Here is a 16,124-nt window from a genome sequence, read left to right on the forward strand (position 1 = left end):
CCACACAATAGGTTAGATCGTGCCAGCGATTCAATGAAGCGCTGACGCGATCTAGAGCAGCGCCTGTTTTGATTGAATCACAACAGGCGCGATAAGTTGTTGTTTTTTGTGTTTCCGAACCGAACGCGCGATGCCTCGGCCCACGTCGCAAGAGCGGTTGCACCTTCAGCAGGGCAGGCAGTCAAGTCAGGGCAGTGCCGATCGTGCTCTTGCGAACCTTGAGTTCGCCACTAATCAAGTGCGTTTTTGCCGGGCGGCCCGGCTGGGCTGAGCCCGTACGGATTATTTTGACCGTGGCCGCAACAATCTGGTTTATTGGCTGGCGGAAGGTCGTAAGACTGTAATGGGGCCAACTTGCCATGGCAATGTCGTCGAACCCTGCGACGGCAATATCCTCGGGCACACGCAGGCCAGCTTCATCGCGCAGCGCATCCAGCCCGCCGGCAGCCAGAATGTCATTAGCAAAAAAAATCGCGTCGACCGATCCTTTTGCAGCGATCGCAAGCGCCGAGTTATAGCCCGATTCATAGCTGTATTCGGTCCCGTCCAAATTCGCCGCCAAGGTCAATCCCAATTCGGCAATGCGCGTTATGAACGCGCCTTGACGTTCCATATTGGTGCTCGTATGCGCCAGACCTGCCACATAGGCTACGCGCTTGTGACCAAGTTCATAAAAGTGGTCGGCAATTGCGCTTGCACCTTCGGAATTGTGGCAACAAACCGACGTCAGTTTGCTATCGGGAATGGTGCGGTTGACCAGTACGGCGGTCCTGTTTTCGGTCGCCCAATCCAGAGTCGCCGCTGAAAGAATGGTGGCGGACACGATGACAACCGCATCCACATTGTATTGGCGCAAGGCCATCAACTGGTCTTCGATGTTGGATCCCTTGGTGACATTGAACATCAGGCTCTGCAAACCGATCTTTTGCAGTTCGCGCGACAGGCGCTCGATCAAGGCCGGATAAAAAGGGTTCTCCATGTCCGATACCACGATACCAACAATGTTGGTGCGCCGCTTGGACAACATCGAAGCGATGGCATTGGGTTGATAGTCAAGCTCGCGCGCAAACGTCAGTATGCGTTCCCGCATCTTGGGGGACACCGAGGCGCCCGGTGTAAAAGCCCGCGATACTGCGGACTGACTTACACCGATCAATTGGGCAAGTTCACGCGCCGTGATCGGCTTGCGGCCCTGTCCCGAAGGCTTGTCGTCCTGCTGATCCAAACCGGTCCTCCCCAACTGACATCGCATTTAGCAGCTTTGGACACAATTGTCTTGTGACCTTGTCCACCCTTGGGGACAAGTTTGCACCCGTATGCTTGCATCCGGATGCAATGTAGATTAGCCTGCTCTTGTCAGATGATAAAAAGCCGAACTGGCAGCCATCTGGATTTGCAGCGCGCTTAACCGGCCGCTGCATGAGGAGTGTGACAACAGCTGTCTTTGGAGCCCCTATGCCCAGCGCGCTTGGCCACCTGAAGGTCATTGACTTTTCCGATACCATCTCGGGGCAGTATTGCTCCCGCCTTCTGGCTGACTTTGGCGCACAGGTAGTCATTGTCGAGCCACCCGCAGGGTCTGCCGTCCGTCGGTTGCCGCCATTCGCCAATGACGGCGACTCACTCTATTTTTTTCATCTCAACACTGGGAAGCGCTCGCTTGCGATTGATCTTTCCAGCGATAAAGGCATGGCTGACCTGACGTCTCTTGTTGTTGGCGCCGATGTGGTCGTTGTGCCGCCCGGCTACGACTGTGGTGCACTGCAACTGGCGAACGAGAGCGCAGTTTTTGTCGATATTTCCAATTTCGGCACCGATGGGCCATATTCCGACTGGAAGGGGCCGGAAATCGTTCATCAGGCCCTTTCAGGCATGATGTACAACAATGGCGAGTGTGGCCGTGAGCCGCTTTATGGCGTCGCCAATCGTGCGGCCCTGGCTGCTTCCGTTGGAGCCTATGTCGGCGTGTTGGCAGCGCTCTATACGCGCAAGCGCTCTGGCGCCGGCCAGTCGGTTAGAGTGCAGATAGCCGAAACGGCCGCAGCCATGTGTTTTCCCTACGTGGTTCAGCATATCTACAATGGCACGGTCCGGGCGCGCTCCGATCAGGCCATCCCTGCCGGGCAGGTTTTGTGCGATGGAGGCTGGGTCTGCATCTGGATTTACAATCATCGCTGGAAAGACGTGCTTGAGGTGGTGCGGTTGCCCGAACTCGAGAACGACCCAAGATTTTGCGAACCTGTTGTCCGGCGCCAGAACTGGGACGCGCTTTTTGCGTTGATTCAGAAACAGGTTGTCGATTGGAACGCCGAAGACCTCGTCGAGAGACTGCAACAGGCGCAAGTGATCGCGGCAAAGGCCTATCGGCCATCCGAGCAGTTTGCGAACCGTCATCTCAATGCCCGTGGGTACTGGTCGACACTGCATGGAAAGCGTCCGGTCCTGGGGCCGCCATTCTCGCTTTCGGCAACCCCGCGTGTCGCCGTGACCGATGCACCCCAATTGAACGATCGGCAGATAGCGCTTGAGTGGCCGAAAAAATCGCAGGCCCAACTGAAGACCGGTCCATCGGTGCCGCTATCGGGATTACGGGTGATCGAGTTGACAACAGCCTGGGCCGGGCCGATGGCGGGACGTATTCTGGGCTTTTTCGGCGCCCAGTGCATCCATGTGGAATCCCCCAACCGAGTCAATTCCTGGCGCCTGAACAAGGAAGCATCCAATCCAATCAATTTCCCGGATGGGAAGCCGGGGGATCGGCCGTTCGACCGAGCCTTCCTGTTCAACTCCCAAAACATCAACAAGCTTTCGTGTACCCTGAATCTCAAGACCCAGGAAGGACGGGACGCGCTTCGCAAGCTGGTCGCCCAATCCGACGTCCTCATTTGCAATTTCCGGCCTGGAACGCTCAAGAAACTGGGCTTGGACTACGACAGCCTCAAGGCAATCAAATCCGACATCATTGTCGCTGAACTGCCCGCATTCGGGATCTCCGGTCCCATGTCAGGATATGCTGCGCTGGGCCCGACAATGGAGATGGCGACAGGAATGTCGGCAATGATCGGCTACAAGGACCATCGCCCCGAAACCACTGGCCCGTCATACATGGATCCCATAGGAGGATTTAATGCAGCCGCTGCAATCTTGACGGCACTGATCCATCGCCAGAATACAGGCGAAGGCCAGCACATCGAAGTGCCTCAAGTTGAAGCTGCGATGCAACTGATCGGCCCTGAACTTCTCAAGGCCATTGAAACGGGCATCGATCCCGAGCGCAATGGAAACCGTTCGCCCTATGCATCTCCCCATGATGCGTTCCCCGCCGCTGGCCAAGATCAGTGGATTGCCATAGCTGCGGAAGACAACACAGGATGGCTGGCCCTGTGCAGGCTCATGGGCTGCCCTGAACTGGCGCTGGACCCCCGCTTCAAGACGCTGGCGGATCGCAAGGACAACGAGGACGCGCTTACAGCGCTGGTGGCCGAGTGGACGCGCGACAAGGACAAGCACGACCTCGCCGAACAATTACAAAAAGCGGGGATTGCGGCAGCGCCGGTCAACAACCCTCGCGACCTCGCGCTCAGCACCTATCTCGCGCACCGCGGGTTCTTTACCGAACTCGACCACCCTTTTGCCGGCAGGCACAACTATCCCACCTTGCCGATCGTCCTCTCGGACACACCGGGCGGTCAACACTCCGCCGCACCGGGATTTGGCTACCATAACCAGTTCGTTCTGCACGACATTCTGGCGCTCGACAACGACGAAATCGCCAAGGTTCGCGAGCGTGCCATGATGACCGACACGCCCCAACCCGGAGCTTGATCCGATGACGCAAATTTCGCACCCAGCCGATACCCATCCACTCGTGCTGCCAGTCCGCATCGCGCTTGACGAGAACCCGCGGTACAAGGGGTCAATTCATGATGATGCGGTGGCGCGTGCCCAAGGGTTTCGTGCCGCGCTGGTTCCTGGTGCTTTCATCTACGGCCACTTTTCCCGGCTTGCAATCATGGCCTGGGGCGAGAACTGGGCCAAGTACGGGTCAATGGGCGCAAGATTTCGCCGTCCCGTCTACAATGGAGACGATCTTGCGCTTTCAAGGGGAGAGTTCCTCCTGCGTGACGGGGTTTGGCGCGCTGACGTTTCTGCTGCCAATCAGGAAGGCGAAGTTGTGGCGGTGGGGTGGATCGGATTGCCGGAGACCCCACAGGTCGCGCCGGAACGCGCCAGCATTGCGCTCATTGAGCGACCAAAAGAGCGTCAAAAGCTCGACATTGGCACACTGGTTTCAGGTTTGCCGGTCCTCACCTACGAGCGCATTCTGACCCAAAGCGATTTTGAAGACTCCCTGGCTGCCTTTGGCGAGGATCATCCGATCTATTCAGATCCCGGTTTCGTGCATGCCGGATGTTTGATGCGGCTGGCCATGGGCGACACAAACCAAAGCTATGAATATCCGGCGCCGATCGTGCTGACCCAGGCAGAAGCCCAGCACTATGCCCATGTCTATCCGGGGCAGAAAATCTGCTTTGGCGGCACAATCACCAATGTCTATGAGCGCAATGGCCGTCATTATTTCGACAGTGAAGAATACATGATCGCAGATAACAAGGTCGTCGCCCGCTTTCGGCGCACGTCCATCTATTCCGACTGATCGAGCCTAATCGCAGCAAACAACATTTAAAGGCAACGGCAATGGCAATTTGGCTCAAGCGAAAAAGCGATGATCTTCAACCGGCTGTGGATGCGGAAGGCGTGAAGTCGGTTGTCAAGGACATCATTGCTTGCATCGAGAATGATGGCGATGCCGGAGTGCGCAAACTCTCCAAGCGTTTTGACAAGCTCGACAGGACCGACTACCGGCTTACCGATGCCGAAATCAGGTCGGCAATGGATACGCTGGCACCGCGCGATCTCGATGATATTCGGTTTGCGCAGGAGCAGGTAAGAAACTTCGCCCAGCATCAGCGCGCAGCGTTGAGTGACATCGAGGTCGAAACGCGCCCCGGCGTAGTGCTCGGTCACAAGAACCTGGCAATCGAAAAAGTGGGGTGCTATGTGCCCGGAGGCAAATACCCGCTTCTGGCCTCCGCTCACATGTCGGTGATTACCGCAAGGGTTGCAGGCGTCGGACATATTACAACTTGCGCGCCGCCCTTCAATGGCGCTCCGGCACCAGCCATTGTTGCCGCCCAGCACCTTGCGGGTGCCGATGACATCTATTGTGTCGGCGGCGTTCAGGCCATTGCGATGATGGCCATTGGTACAGAAACTTGTCCGGCTGCCAACATGATTACCGGCCCTGGCAACGCCTATGTGGCCGAAGCAAAGCGACAGCTTTTCGGACGCGTGGGGATCGATCTGCTTGCTGGCCCAACTGAGACACTTGTGATCGCTGACGACACGGTGGATGGCGAGATATGCGCCACCGACCTTCTCGGCCAAGCCGAGCATGGCCCCGATTCTCCGGCTGTGTTGATTACAACATCCCGGAAACTGGCTCTCGATACCCTCAAAGAGATAGACCGCCAGCTCGAAATTTTGTCCACCGCCGAGATTGCGCGCCAAGCCTGGTCGCGCTTTGGGGAAGTCATCTTGTGCGAGGACGTTGCGGAAATGGTCGTTGTTGCCGATGAACTGGCCTTTGAACACGTTCAGGTCATGACTGCCGATCCTGATTATTTCCTCCACAACATGCGCAATTACGGCGCATTGTTTCTCGGCCCGCGCACCAACGTTGCCTTCGGCGACAAGGTCATTGGAACCAATCACACGCTGCCAACCGGAAAGGCGGCCCGCTACACGGGCGGGCTTTGGGTGGGCAAGTTCATCAAGACCGTCACCTATCAGAAAATTCTCACAGACGAGGCGTCTGCCGAAATCGGCCGATACGCTTCGCGGCTATCGATGCTGGAAGGGTTTTCCGGCCACGCAGAGCAGGCCAATATCCGGGTTCGACGCTATGGCGGGGGCAATGTTCCCTATGGCACGGCTGCGGAGTGAAAGGTTGAAGATGAAGGTTCAGGTTGGAGACAAGGTCAGCTTTTCCAAAGCGGTCAGCGAAGCCGAACTCGCTGCGTTTGTTGGGTTGAGTGGCGACGACTACGAGGCTCATACCGATGATGACTTCATGAAGAACACGGCCTTCGGACAGCGGATCGTCCATGGCGCGCTACTGGTTGGAATCATGTCGGCCGCCGGAACCAGAATGATAAGGGTCATGAAAGCGCGCGGTGACACGACAACACCAGTCGCTCTTGGCTATGACCGGATGCGATTTACTGCGCCGGTGTTTATCGGCGACACAATCACCGCAAGCTATAGTGTCACCGACGTGGATCCCGATAAATCTCGAAGTGTCGCGGCGCTCGAACTGGTCAACCAGAACGGGGCGACAGTGGCTGTAGCAAACCACATCATGAAGTGGCTTGCGCCGTGAACTCATGCGATTTCAAAACGCCCCTATTGCATCCGGATGCAAAACTGATAAGTTGTCCCCCTGAGTTCGACAGGCTTCAAGCTGCCATCAAGAGCGCATCAGGCTTTCGAACCAAAACAGGGAGGATTGGGAGAGTGCGCTCGTTGCGCCAGATTACGCTTGCCGTCCCGGAGCGCCAGCCATGACGGACCGGGCACCCGCTGGCATGCGTTCGGACTACCTTGCTTTCACAAGCCAGAGTCTGCGGTGGAACGACAATGACGTGTTTGGCCACGTCAACAACGCTGAATACTACGCGCTGTTCGACACTGCGGTCGTCAGGTTCCTCATTGAAAGTGGCGAAATCGCCATATCGGGGGGCGCCTTGGGGATGGTGGTCGTGGAGAGTGGCTGCCGGTTTCATCGCGAGGTTGTGTTCACAGATTCGATCAGCGTGGGAATGCGGGTTGCGCACATAGGGCGCACTTCGGTCCGCTACGATCTGGCAATTTTCTGCAATTCCGACGCGACAGCCGCTGCCGAAGGCCATTTCGTTCACGTCTTTGTTGACCGGAACACCAAGCGCCCAACCGAGATCCCCGCGGGCCTTCGCGCCCATTTCCAGTCACTCGCGATAGGGGCGTAAAGCACATGGCCAAAGACACGACAATTGCCTCGATCGAGAGTTTGAGCATCGCATGGTCGCCCCAAGATAGCCCCTGGCGCCAGAGTGCCTTTGTCAAGGTTACCACGGCAGACGGAACGATCGGCTATGGCGAAGCGTCTCCGATGAACGGAGGCCATCATTCTCTTCAGATCATAAATGACATGGCCGCGCTCCTGGTCGGCTGCGATATGTTCGACCAGGCGGTACATTATGACCGCCTGCTTCACAAATTCATCAAACTGGGTCCTGAGGGGGCAGTCACCGGCGCGCTTGCCGCAATCGACATTGCGCTCTGGGATGCCAAGGGCAAAGTGCTTGGCTTGCCCATCTACAAGATGCTGGGCGGCGCGTGGCGCACCGAAATTCCCTTTTACGCCTCAATTGGCGGCAATGCCGAGCGCAGCGCTGACGACGTTGTGCGGGTGGTGAAAGCGCGACTAAAAAGCGAGGCGCCAGCGGCCATCAAGATCCGTTGGGATGGAGATCGCTCCCGACAGGATGTTGACATACCAGGCGATATCGCCAAGGCCAAAGCCGTTCGCGACCTCGTCGGCCATGGTTTCCCCCTCGCGTTCGATGCCAACAACCAATACTCGGTCGGCGGCGCCATCCGGGTGGGACGCGCACTCGAGGATCTCGGCTACATATGGTTCGAGGAACCGGTCCAGCACTACAATGTGCGCGCGATGGGCGAGGTTGCACAAAGGCTCGACATCACCGTTTCAGCCGCCGAGCAAACCTATACCCCCCAGGCGCTTGTCGACATCATCAATGCCGGGGTCCGCATGGTCCAGCCCGACATCATCAAGATGGGGGGCATCACCGGGCTCATGCAATGCGCTGCCATCTGCTTTGCCCATGGGGTCGAACTGGTGCCTCACCAGACCCAGCCCGTGATCGGCCATCTGGCCAACCTGCACGTTCTCGCCACCCTGATGCACCAGACCAAGCCTGCCGAATATGCCGACTCCTCTGGGCGAATGGATGTCGGCTTTGCAAACCCGCCCAAGCCCCAAGACGGGAAATTCACGCTGCCGTCCGGCCCTGGATTGGGACTTGAGGTGCGAGAAACCGAACTAAAGAAACGACTACGCTAGCACTTGCGTGAAATCAAACCAGTTCAACGGAGGAGAAAGAAATGGGAATCAACAGACGCACGTTCTTGGAGCTTACTGCCGCTTCAACAGCTTTGACGGCCATAGGCACTTCATCAGCCATGGCCCAGGACACCGATGTCATTCGCATTGGCATCGCCGCAAACGGCCCGCGCCATTCCGACCCCAATTTGACAACGCAAGGGTCCGATAACTGGGCCACCGAACAGGTGTACGAGCAGCTTGTTCGCCCCGAAGACGGTCGATTTGCTTTGTCGCCCGAGGACTGGGTGCCCACGCTGGCAACCGAATGGAGCGCGTCGGCAGACGCCAAGACCTGGACGTTCAAGCTGCGCGAAGGTGTCCAGTTCCACAGAGGTTACGGGGAAATGACGTCCGAAGACGTTGTGTTCTCGTTCAGGCGCGCCATTGATACCGGCACCAATCGCACCATTCTGGCCAACATTGCCGAAGTCACGGCGAATGGACCTTACGAGGTCACAATTCGCCTTCATGCGCCCGACGTCAATCTGCTCGGCACGTCCATCTTCAACAACAACACCTCGATCGTATCCAAGGCTGCGTTCGAGGAAATTGGCGCCGAGGCCTTTGCTACCGATGCCGTTGGGACGGGCCCTTACCAGCTTGTCAGCTTTGAGCCCAATTTCGGCATGCGGCTGCAGCGCCACGAAGACTACTGGGGCGACGCCGCCATCGTTTCCCGCGTAGAGTGCGTCTATATAGCCGACACCACTGCCCGTACCCTCGCCCTGCTTTCAGGCGATGTGGACATGATTGAGGCGGTGCGCGCACCCGGTTGGATCGACTCCATGTTGGGCCGTGATCCAACGCTCAAGATCGATATGACGGTTCCAGGCTCGTTCAACACCCTCCATATCAATCTCACGAGAGAGCCATTCAACGACATACGTGTTCGTCAAGCGATCATGTATGCCCTCGATCGCGAGGCTGTCGCTGCGGCCCTGGCTCCCATGGGTGGCACAATGCATGGTCTGCAGCCGGCGTTTTTCCCTGCCGGTTTTGAGGCCGATGACCTTCCTGAAGAGCTTCAGTATCGACACAATCCGCAGCGGGCGCGCGAACTGCTGGCTGAAGCGGGGTATCCCAATGGCATCGAGTTCGAAGCCAACTGCTCCCAGCGTGAGGACTATTCCTCAACCATGCTGATCGTCCAGGAGCAGTTCCGTGCTGCCGGCATCAACATGACTCTCAATATTGGAGATCACACGGCCTATCACGCCGACAATCGCACTGACAAAAATACGCTTGCAATGCATGCTTCGAGCTATCCGCCAATCCCGACCCAGATCTACTTCCAACAACTCGCCTCAGCCTCCCAGGTCAAGGCAGACGGCACAGGCGGCGGGAACTACAGCCACTACGGTATCGAAATGCCGGGCATTGACGACCTGCTGCAGCAAGCGCTCGAAGCGACCGACTACGATGAATACATCCGGATCTGTGAAGAGATCGAGCTCCAGGTCCTGCGTGACCTGCCATTGATCGGACTTTCCACACTCTCGTTCACGGCTGTTCGTAACGCCAATGTGGACCTCGGCTACGAGGTGCAAAGCGGATACGCGCGCTGGCGCTTCCACCGCGCCACAAAGTCGGCGTAATGCGCTAGATTTCCCTCACCAAGTGCTGCCCCGGGGTTCGTTAACCGGGGCAGCAAACCAAACCTGAGTTCACGACCCGATGTCCAGCTTGCGAACCGACAAGCGTGACAAGTGTAAGGCACAGAGGCGTTAGCATGGTCAGATACATCGCCCAGAGATTACTTGACGCCATCCCGACGATCTTTTTGATCCTCACGCTGGTGTTCGTCGCCATGCGCATCCTGCCCGGGGACCCGGCAATCGCTGCCCTTGGCGACAACGCATTGCCCGAACAGATCGCCGAGTTTCGCGAGCGAATGGGTCTTAACGTCCCGCTTTGGCAACAATACTTCAATTTCCTTTGGGGCATTTTCTCGCTTGATCTGGGCCGATCGCTTCTGAGCAACACGCCCGTCACCCAGTTGATCGCGACCTATCTGCCCTACACACTCGAGCTGACGCTTTTTGCGATGATCCTGGGTGTCGCTGGCGGCATACCGCTTGGCGTGTTTGCCGCCGTCAATCGGAACAAATGGCCCGACAACGCAATTCGGGGCTATAACCTCATCGGCTATGCAATCCCCGACTTTTATTTGGGGGCGCTGTTGCTGATCTTTTTTGCCCTCAACCTTGGATGGTTTCCTATCGGGGGTGTGGGAAGCGGAGATATATGGTCACGCATCCACGCCGTGTTTCTTCCGGCCTTAACGCTGGCTTTTGTCAAGACCGCCTTTCTGGGCCGCCTCACCCGAACCTCGCTGCTGGAAGTTTTCGGCAAGGATTATATTCGCACGGCACGCGCCAAGGGGGCGCGAGAAAACCGGGTGGTCTATCGGCACGGCTTGCGTAACGCGCTGTTGCCCATTTCCACCGGCTTCGGCCTGAGCTTGTTGTCCACGCTGTCGGGCTCGGTCGCCATCGAGCTCGTGTTCAATCGACCGGGCATCGGTCGCATGCTCATCAGCGCGATTGCCGAGCGCGATTATGCGGTCGTCCAAGGTGGCATAATCGTGTTTGCACTGTTTGTGGTGCTCATCAATCTGCTCATGGATCTGGTCTATGTGATTATCGACCCTAGAATACGGGTGACAAAATGACGGCGTTGGATCATGGCGCGCAGCAGGTCGTTGCGCCCGAACCGGGAAAGTTCGAGATTGTCGGCAAGATTTTTGCCGGGCGGCCTGCAACAGTTGTTGCTGCTTTTGTCATCTTCGCCTTCATCCTGATTGCCATACTTGCTCCGGTCATTGCGCCCTATGATGCCTTGGCCCAGAGCTTTTTGCGCATCAATCATGGCCCCTCCTGGCAACACTGGCTGGGAACCGATCAGTTCGGCCGCGACGTTCTCTCGCGCATGATCTATGGATCGCGCAACTCAATGATTTTCGGCCTGCTCGCCCCCACGCTTGCCGCAATCGTGGGCACCACACTGGGCGTTATTGCCGGCTATTTCGGCGGCATTGCCGACCGCGTGATTTCGCGGGTTGTCGACATGCTGCTGGCATTTCCCGAACTGCTTCTGGCCATTCTGATTGCTGCGGCGCTTGGGGGCGGTTTCTGGAACATCGTCGTGGTTTTGACTGTGGCTTTTGTGCCCGGCTTTGCGCGCGTGGCACGCGCCCAGACGCTCTCGGTCAAGCAAGAGCCCTATGTAGAATCTGCGATTGCGGTTGGCGTGCGGACACCAACCATCATTTTTCGTCATATCGTGCCCAACATCGCCGCACCAATCGTCGTGCTCATGACACTTTGGACCGCATCGGCCATCCGGCTCGAAGCCTCTTTGTCCTTTCTTGGCATTGGCACTCAGGCGCCAAATCCAAGCTGGGGCAACATCATCCGCGACGGGCTGAACAACTTGTTCGGCTCTCCCTGGCCCATTATCGGGGCCGGTCTTGCCATCACATGCGTCGTGCTCTCGTTCAACCTTTTTGGTGATGCCGTGCGCGACGTCCTGGACCCAGAGACGAACCAATGACGACACCACTGCTCAGAGTTGAGGACCTTGTCGTCGAGTTTGGCCCCAAGAGTGCGCCGATCCGGGTTCTTGAGAAAGTAAACTTTGAAATGATGTCCGGGAGTTCCATTGGCATTGTAGGGGAGAGCGGGTCAGGAAAATCGATGACCTCGCTGGCCATCATGCGCCTTATACCCGAGCCCGCCGGGCGTGTGTCGGGGCGCATCGAGTTCGATGGCAGGAATCTCCTGGACCTGCCCAAAAAGGAGATGCCAAGAATTCGCGGCCGCGACATCGCCATGATCTTTCAAGAGCCCATGAGTTCTCTCAATCCGGTGATGTCCATCGGGGACCAGATTGCCGAGGGCATAATGCTTCATGAAAGCATGCCTCGCGAAAAGCGCCGGGAAAAAGCTGCCGAATTGCTCAGACTGGTCGGCATGCCCGACCCGATGGGGAGACTGGACTCATTTCCGCACCAGTTTTCCGGCGGTATGCGCCAAAGGGTGATGATCGCCATGGCCATCGCGTGCAATCCGCGCCTTTTGATCGCTGATGAACCAACGACCGCCCTGGACGTCACAATCCAAGCCCAGGTCCTGCAATTGATGAAACAGGTTCGCAAACGCCTCAACTCATCGATCCTGATTATCTCTCATGATCTGGGCGTTATTGCCGACATCGCCGAACATGTGATTGTCATGTATGCAGGGCGGGTGATCGAGACCGGAGACTCTCGCTCGATTTTTCGCAACCCAACCCATCCCTATACCCGGGGCCTGCTCGATTCCGTTCCGCGCCTCAAGGATGATCGAAAGCGGCTCCACCAAATTCCCGGTTCGGTTCCTCTTGCAGGCATGATTAGGCAAGGGTGCCCGTTTTATGCACGTTGCGGGCTGAGAATGGACAAATGCCAACAGCAAATGCCTCCCATGCAAAGTGTAAATAGCACCCACAATGCAGCGTGCTGGGTCACCGCGCCTCCGTTGGATACCCCAAGACTTGTTGTTGCGGGAGAAATGCGATGAATGATGTGCTCATCAGCGCGCGCAATCTGGGCAAGACCTTTTCCAGCGCCTCGGGACTTTTGGGGCGCAAGGGCCGCGACGTCCGGGCGGTCGACGGCGTCAGTTTCGATGTTCACAGGCGCGAAACAGTTGCGCTTGTGGGGGAAAGCGGCTGCGGCAAGTCCACTTTGGGGCGTTTGCTTTTGCGTCTGATCGAAGCAAGCGAAGGCGAAGTCCATTACATGGGGAAAGATTTGCTCAAACTCTCGCGTGAGCAGATGCGGGCCATGCGAAAAGACCTGCAATTTGTGTTCCAGGATCCCTATGGATCACTCAGTCCGCGACGCACGATCTTCGAGATCATTTCCGAGCCGCTTGAGGTATTTTCAGTTGGCAAGACCCGCAGCCAACGTCGCGAGCGGGTTGCGCAACTCCTCGATCAAGTTGGTTTGTCGCCCTCGTTCATGGACCGCCAGCCGCGGCAGTTCTCTGGGGGGCAACGCCAGCGGATCGGGATTGCGCGTGCCATAGCGCTCGATCCTACATTCATCGTTGCCGATGAGCCGGTATCCTCACTGGATGTTTCGGTCCAGGCCCAGATCGTCAACCTCATGCAAGATCTTCAGGAAGACAAAGGTTTCTCGTTTTTATTCATTGCTCATGACCTTTCCGTCGTCCGCCACATCGCGGACCGGGTTGCAGTCATGTATCTGGGCCGGATCGTTGAAATCGGGCCCAAGGCCATGGTCTACGATACACCTCATCACCCATATACCCAGGCGTTGCTTTCCGCGGTGCCCGAGCCCGATCCTGACGCAAAAAAGACCCAGATCATTCTCGAAGGGGATGTCCCGAGCCCGGCAAATGTGCCTCCTGGATGCTCATTTCACACGCGCTGCCCGATCGTCCAGGCCGTGTGCAGGCGCGACCGCCCACCGCTTCTGGACACTGGCAAGGGACAGATGGTGGCCTGCCATTTTGCCGAGGCCCATCCGTTGACCAAAGGCGAGCACGCTGATCTGGCGAAAACACGCCTACAGGCCGTCGGCTCGACTGGCGCCCTGTAGCGCTCGTCGTCGCCTCGGTTCGCCCGCAATCACGCAGACCGGCATTCGGCAGGCGGATCGAGAGCGGGTGCACAACATGCTCGAGCAAGTCCGGGAAAGTGGACATCATCTTACCGATGAGACTTGGGCATAAACAACAGGTTAGATCGTGTTGCCGTTTCAACAAAACGCTGACGCAATCTTAGGAACCAAAGGGATTTCGATTGATGAGTTTTCGTGCACTGATTCTGGAAAAGAATGACACCGGGGAAATCACGCGTGTCGTAAAGACACTTGGAAACGACTCCTTACCCGAAGGCAATGTGACCGTTGATATTGAATGGTCCGGGTTCAACTACAAGGATGGACTATGCCTGACTGGCGCCGGGGGACTGGTGCGCAATTATCCACATGTGGCGGGCATAGATTTCGCTGGCATGGTTTCCGAGAGCACCGATGCGCGCTACAAGCCGGGCGACAGGGTTGTGCTGACGGGTTGGCGAGTTGGAGAGGCGCATTGGGGAGGTTTTTCCCAACGCGCCCGCGTCAATGCAGACTGGTTGGTGCCCCTTGATGCCGGCCTCACGACCAGAGATGCCATGGTTCTCGGGACCGCTGGATTGACGGCGATGCTTTCAGTCAACCGGCTCGAGCAGGCTGGTGTCGCCCCGGAGAGTGGTGACATTCTCGTCACGGGGGCTGCCGGTGGGGTGGGCACCATTGCCCTGTCGCTCTTGAGCACGCTCGGCTATTCAACAACAGCGCTATCGGGCCGCGCCCAACATGCGGACACGCTAAAGCGCCTGGGTGCCAATACAGTTCTCGCGCGGCAAGACTTTCTTGCCGAACCCGACAAGCCATTGGAGCGCGCAAAATGGGCCGGCGCCGTCGATACGGCCGGGGGCAAGGTGCTGGGAAAACTGCTCCGCCAGATACAATATGGCGGCGCCGTCGCCGCCTTGGGCAACGCCGCGGGCATTGAAATGGAAGCCAATGTCCTGCCGTTTATTCTTCGGGGCGTGACCTTGATGGGCATCGACAGTGTCATGCAGCCCTTTGAGATACGCGCGGCGGCATGGAGACGGCTGGCAGGGATTTTCGATCCCGCGCTTTATGAGAACGTTGTTGCGGAGATTGGACTTGAGGATCTGGAACAGGCTGCGTCCGATATTTTGAACGGCACGATCCATGGACGCGTGATTGTCAAACCCTGAAGACAAGGAAGCCTGTTCATGGATGATCGAGCTACGCCATTGCTCTCGATCGGCGTTATCAAGCCACTTGATGGCGATCAACGAAGTCGCATCGAGGCAGCAGCTCCGGGCGCGCGTCTGACGGTGTTCGACACTGAAGATGAACTCGATGACCGGTTGTCCGAGCTTGACGTGCTGGCCGGTTTTTTGTCCGAGGACCGGCTCCCGAAAGCCGGAAAACTCAAATGGCTCCATAGCTGGATGGCTGGGCCGGATACACAGCTCTATCCCGCATTTGCTGCGACCGATGTCGCCTTTACCTGCTCGAAAGGCAATGGCGCCGTGCCCCTGGCCGAGCACGCGATCATGCTCATGCTGATGCTCAATCGCAATGCGCTAAGGTGGATCAAGGCGCAGCAAGATCATGCGTGGGACAGGTTTACGCATGGCGAACTGAGCGGTTTGACAGTTGGCATCATCGGAACGGGCCATTCAGGCCAGGACCTCGCGCTCAAGGCCAAAGCATTTCATATGCGCGTCCTGGGCGTTCGCCGGCAGGCTTCCGGCATGAAAAATTTCGACGCGGTCTATGCGCAGGCCGACATCGATGCGATGTTGCCACTGTGCGACTTTGTCGTAGTGACCGCACCGCTGACCGCTCAGACGCGGGATATGTTGGGTGAGGCCCAATTTCGGGCGATGAAGCCGTCTGCCCATTATATCTGTCTCTCGCGCGGCGGCATTGCCAACGATCTGGCCTTGCTGAAAGCCCTCAACGAGGGCTGGATCGCCGGGGCCGGACTGGATGCCCACAGCCAGGAACCCTTGCCTGCGCAAAGTCCATTTTGGACAGCGCCCAACACGATCATAACGCCCCACAATGGAGCGACCTCACATAAAACACCGGAACGCGGCCTTGATATGTTTGTCGACAATCTCACCCGCTTCGTGAAAGGCGTTGAACTGTTCAATGTGGTCGACAAGGAGCAAGGGTACTGAGTGGGGCTCACGCTCGCTATTTGGCCATAAGATCACCGGTATAGTTTACAGCAAATTCGTGGTGTCGCTTGGCAGTTAATTATGAGAATGGCTTATCAACGATTTCAATGAGATAGCCGCG

At 57.4% G+C, this 16,124-nt stretch carries 14 protein-coding genes; 13 read left to right on the forward strand and 1 reads right to left on the reverse strand.

All coding sequences use genetic code 11. The annotated features are described in order from the left end of the window. Positions 1 to 181 precede the first annotated feature (181 nt). Positions 182 to 1,225, reverse strand: a complete 1,044-nt coding sequence (locus EO133_RS13850; RefSeq protein WP_164735022.1) for a LacI family DNA-binding transcriptional regulator — start codon at positions 1,223 to 1,225, stop codon at positions 182 to 184. A 230-nt stretch (positions 1,226 to 1,455) separates the two neighbouring features. Here EO133_RS13850 and EO133_RS13855 point away from each other — a divergent pair, with 230 nt between their 5' ends. The 13 genes from EO133_RS13855 to EO133_RS13915 all read left to right on the forward strand — a co-directional run bounded on the left by EO133_RS13855 (position 1,456) and on the right by EO133_RS13915 (position 16,003). After that, the gene (locus EO133_RS13855; protein ID WP_164735023.1) at positions 1,456 to 3,825 is read left to right on the forward strand and encodes a CaiB/BaiF CoA transferase family protein; all 2,370 of its coding nucleotides are present in this window, start codon (positions 1,456 to 1,458) and stop codon (positions 3,823 to 3,825) included. Positions 3,826 to 3,829: 4 nt separating this feature from the next. Then, positions 3,830 to 4,657, forward strand: a complete 828-nt coding sequence (locus EO133_RS13860) for a MaoC family dehydratase (RefSeq protein WP_127073244.1) — start codon at positions 3,830 to 3,832, stop codon at positions 4,655 to 4,657. 41 nt (positions 4,658 to 4,698) lie between these two features. Next, positions 4,699 to 6,006: a histidinol dehydrogenase gene (gene hisD, locus EO133_RS13865; protein ID WP_127073245.1), complete on the forward strand. Its 1,308-nt coding sequence runs from the start codon at positions 4,699 to 4,701 to the stop codon at positions 6,004 to 6,006. Between the two features lie 10 nt (positions 6,007 to 6,016). Then, positions 6,017 to 6,442, forward strand: a complete 426-nt coding sequence (locus EO133_RS13870) for a MaoC/PaaZ C-terminal domain-containing protein (protein WP_164735024.1) — start codon at positions 6,017 to 6,019, stop codon at positions 6,440 to 6,442. Positions 6,443 to 6,623: 181 nt separating this feature from the next. Next, a complete protein-coding gene (locus tag EO133_RS13875) occupies positions 6,624 to 7,067 on the forward strand; it encodes an acyl-CoA thioesterase (RefSeq protein WP_127073247.1) in 444 nt (147 codons plus the stop codon). Positions 7,068 to 7,072: 5 nt separating this feature from the next. Further along, complete coding sequence (locus EO133_RS13880) at positions 7,073 to 8,185, forward strand: mandelate racemase/muconate lactonizing enzyme family protein (protein ID WP_127073248.1); 1,113 nt, start codon at positions 7,073 to 7,075, stop codon at positions 8,183 to 8,185. A 41-nt stretch (positions 8,186 to 8,226) separates the two neighbouring features. Then, complete coding sequence (locus EO133_RS13885) at positions 8,227 to 9,822, forward strand: ABC transporter substrate-binding protein (protein ID WP_127073249.1); 1,596 nt, start codon at positions 8,227 to 8,229, stop codon at positions 9,820 to 9,822. Positions 9,823 to 9,956: 134 nt separating this feature from the next. Beyond that, complete coding sequence (locus EO133_RS13890) at positions 9,957 to 10,898, forward strand: ABC transporter permease (protein ID WP_127073250.1); 942 nt, start codon at positions 9,957 to 9,959, stop codon at positions 10,896 to 10,898. Continuing rightward, on the forward strand, positions 10,895 to 11,779 hold the full coding sequence (locus tag EO133_RS13895) for an ABC transporter permease (RefSeq protein WP_127073251.1): 885 nt from the start codon (positions 10,895 to 10,897) through the stop codon (positions 11,777 to 11,779). Before EO133_RS13890 ends, EO133_RS13895 begins: the two co-directional genes overlap by 4 nt. Next, positions 11,776 to 12,786 (forward strand): ABC transporter ATP-binding protein, encoded by a 1,011-nt coding sequence (locus EO133_RS13900; RefSeq protein WP_127073252.1) that lies wholly within the window; start codon positions 11,776 to 11,778, stop codon positions 12,784 to 12,786. The genes EO133_RS13895 and EO133_RS13900 overlap by 4 nt, the downstream gene beginning before the upstream one ends. Continuing rightward, positions 12,783 to 13,832, forward strand: a complete 1,050-nt coding sequence (locus tag EO133_RS13905; RefSeq protein ID WP_127073253.1) for an ABC transporter ATP-binding protein — start codon at positions 12,783 to 12,785, stop codon at positions 13,830 to 13,832. The genes EO133_RS13900 and EO133_RS13905 overlap by 4 nt, the downstream gene beginning before the upstream one ends. Positions 13,833 to 14,038: 206 nt before the next feature. Next, a complete protein-coding gene (locus EO133_RS13910; protein WP_127073254.1) occupies positions 14,039 to 15,025 on the forward strand; it encodes an oxidoreductase in 987 nt (328 codons plus the stop codon). An 18-nt stretch (positions 15,026 to 15,043) separates the two neighbouring features. After that, positions 15,044 to 16,003: a D-2-hydroxyacid dehydrogenase gene (locus tag EO133_RS13915; RefSeq protein WP_127073255.1), complete on the forward strand. Its 960-nt coding sequence runs from the start codon at positions 15,044 to 15,046 to the stop codon at positions 16,001 to 16,003. The last annotated feature ends 121 nt before the right edge of the window (positions 16,004 to 16,124 follow it).

Source organism: Pelagibacterium lentulum (assembly GCF_003992625.1).
In the GTDB taxonomy this organism is placed as follows: Bacteria; Pseudomonadota; Alphaproteobacteria; order Rhizobiales; family Devosiaceae; genus Pelagibacterium; species Pelagibacterium lentulum.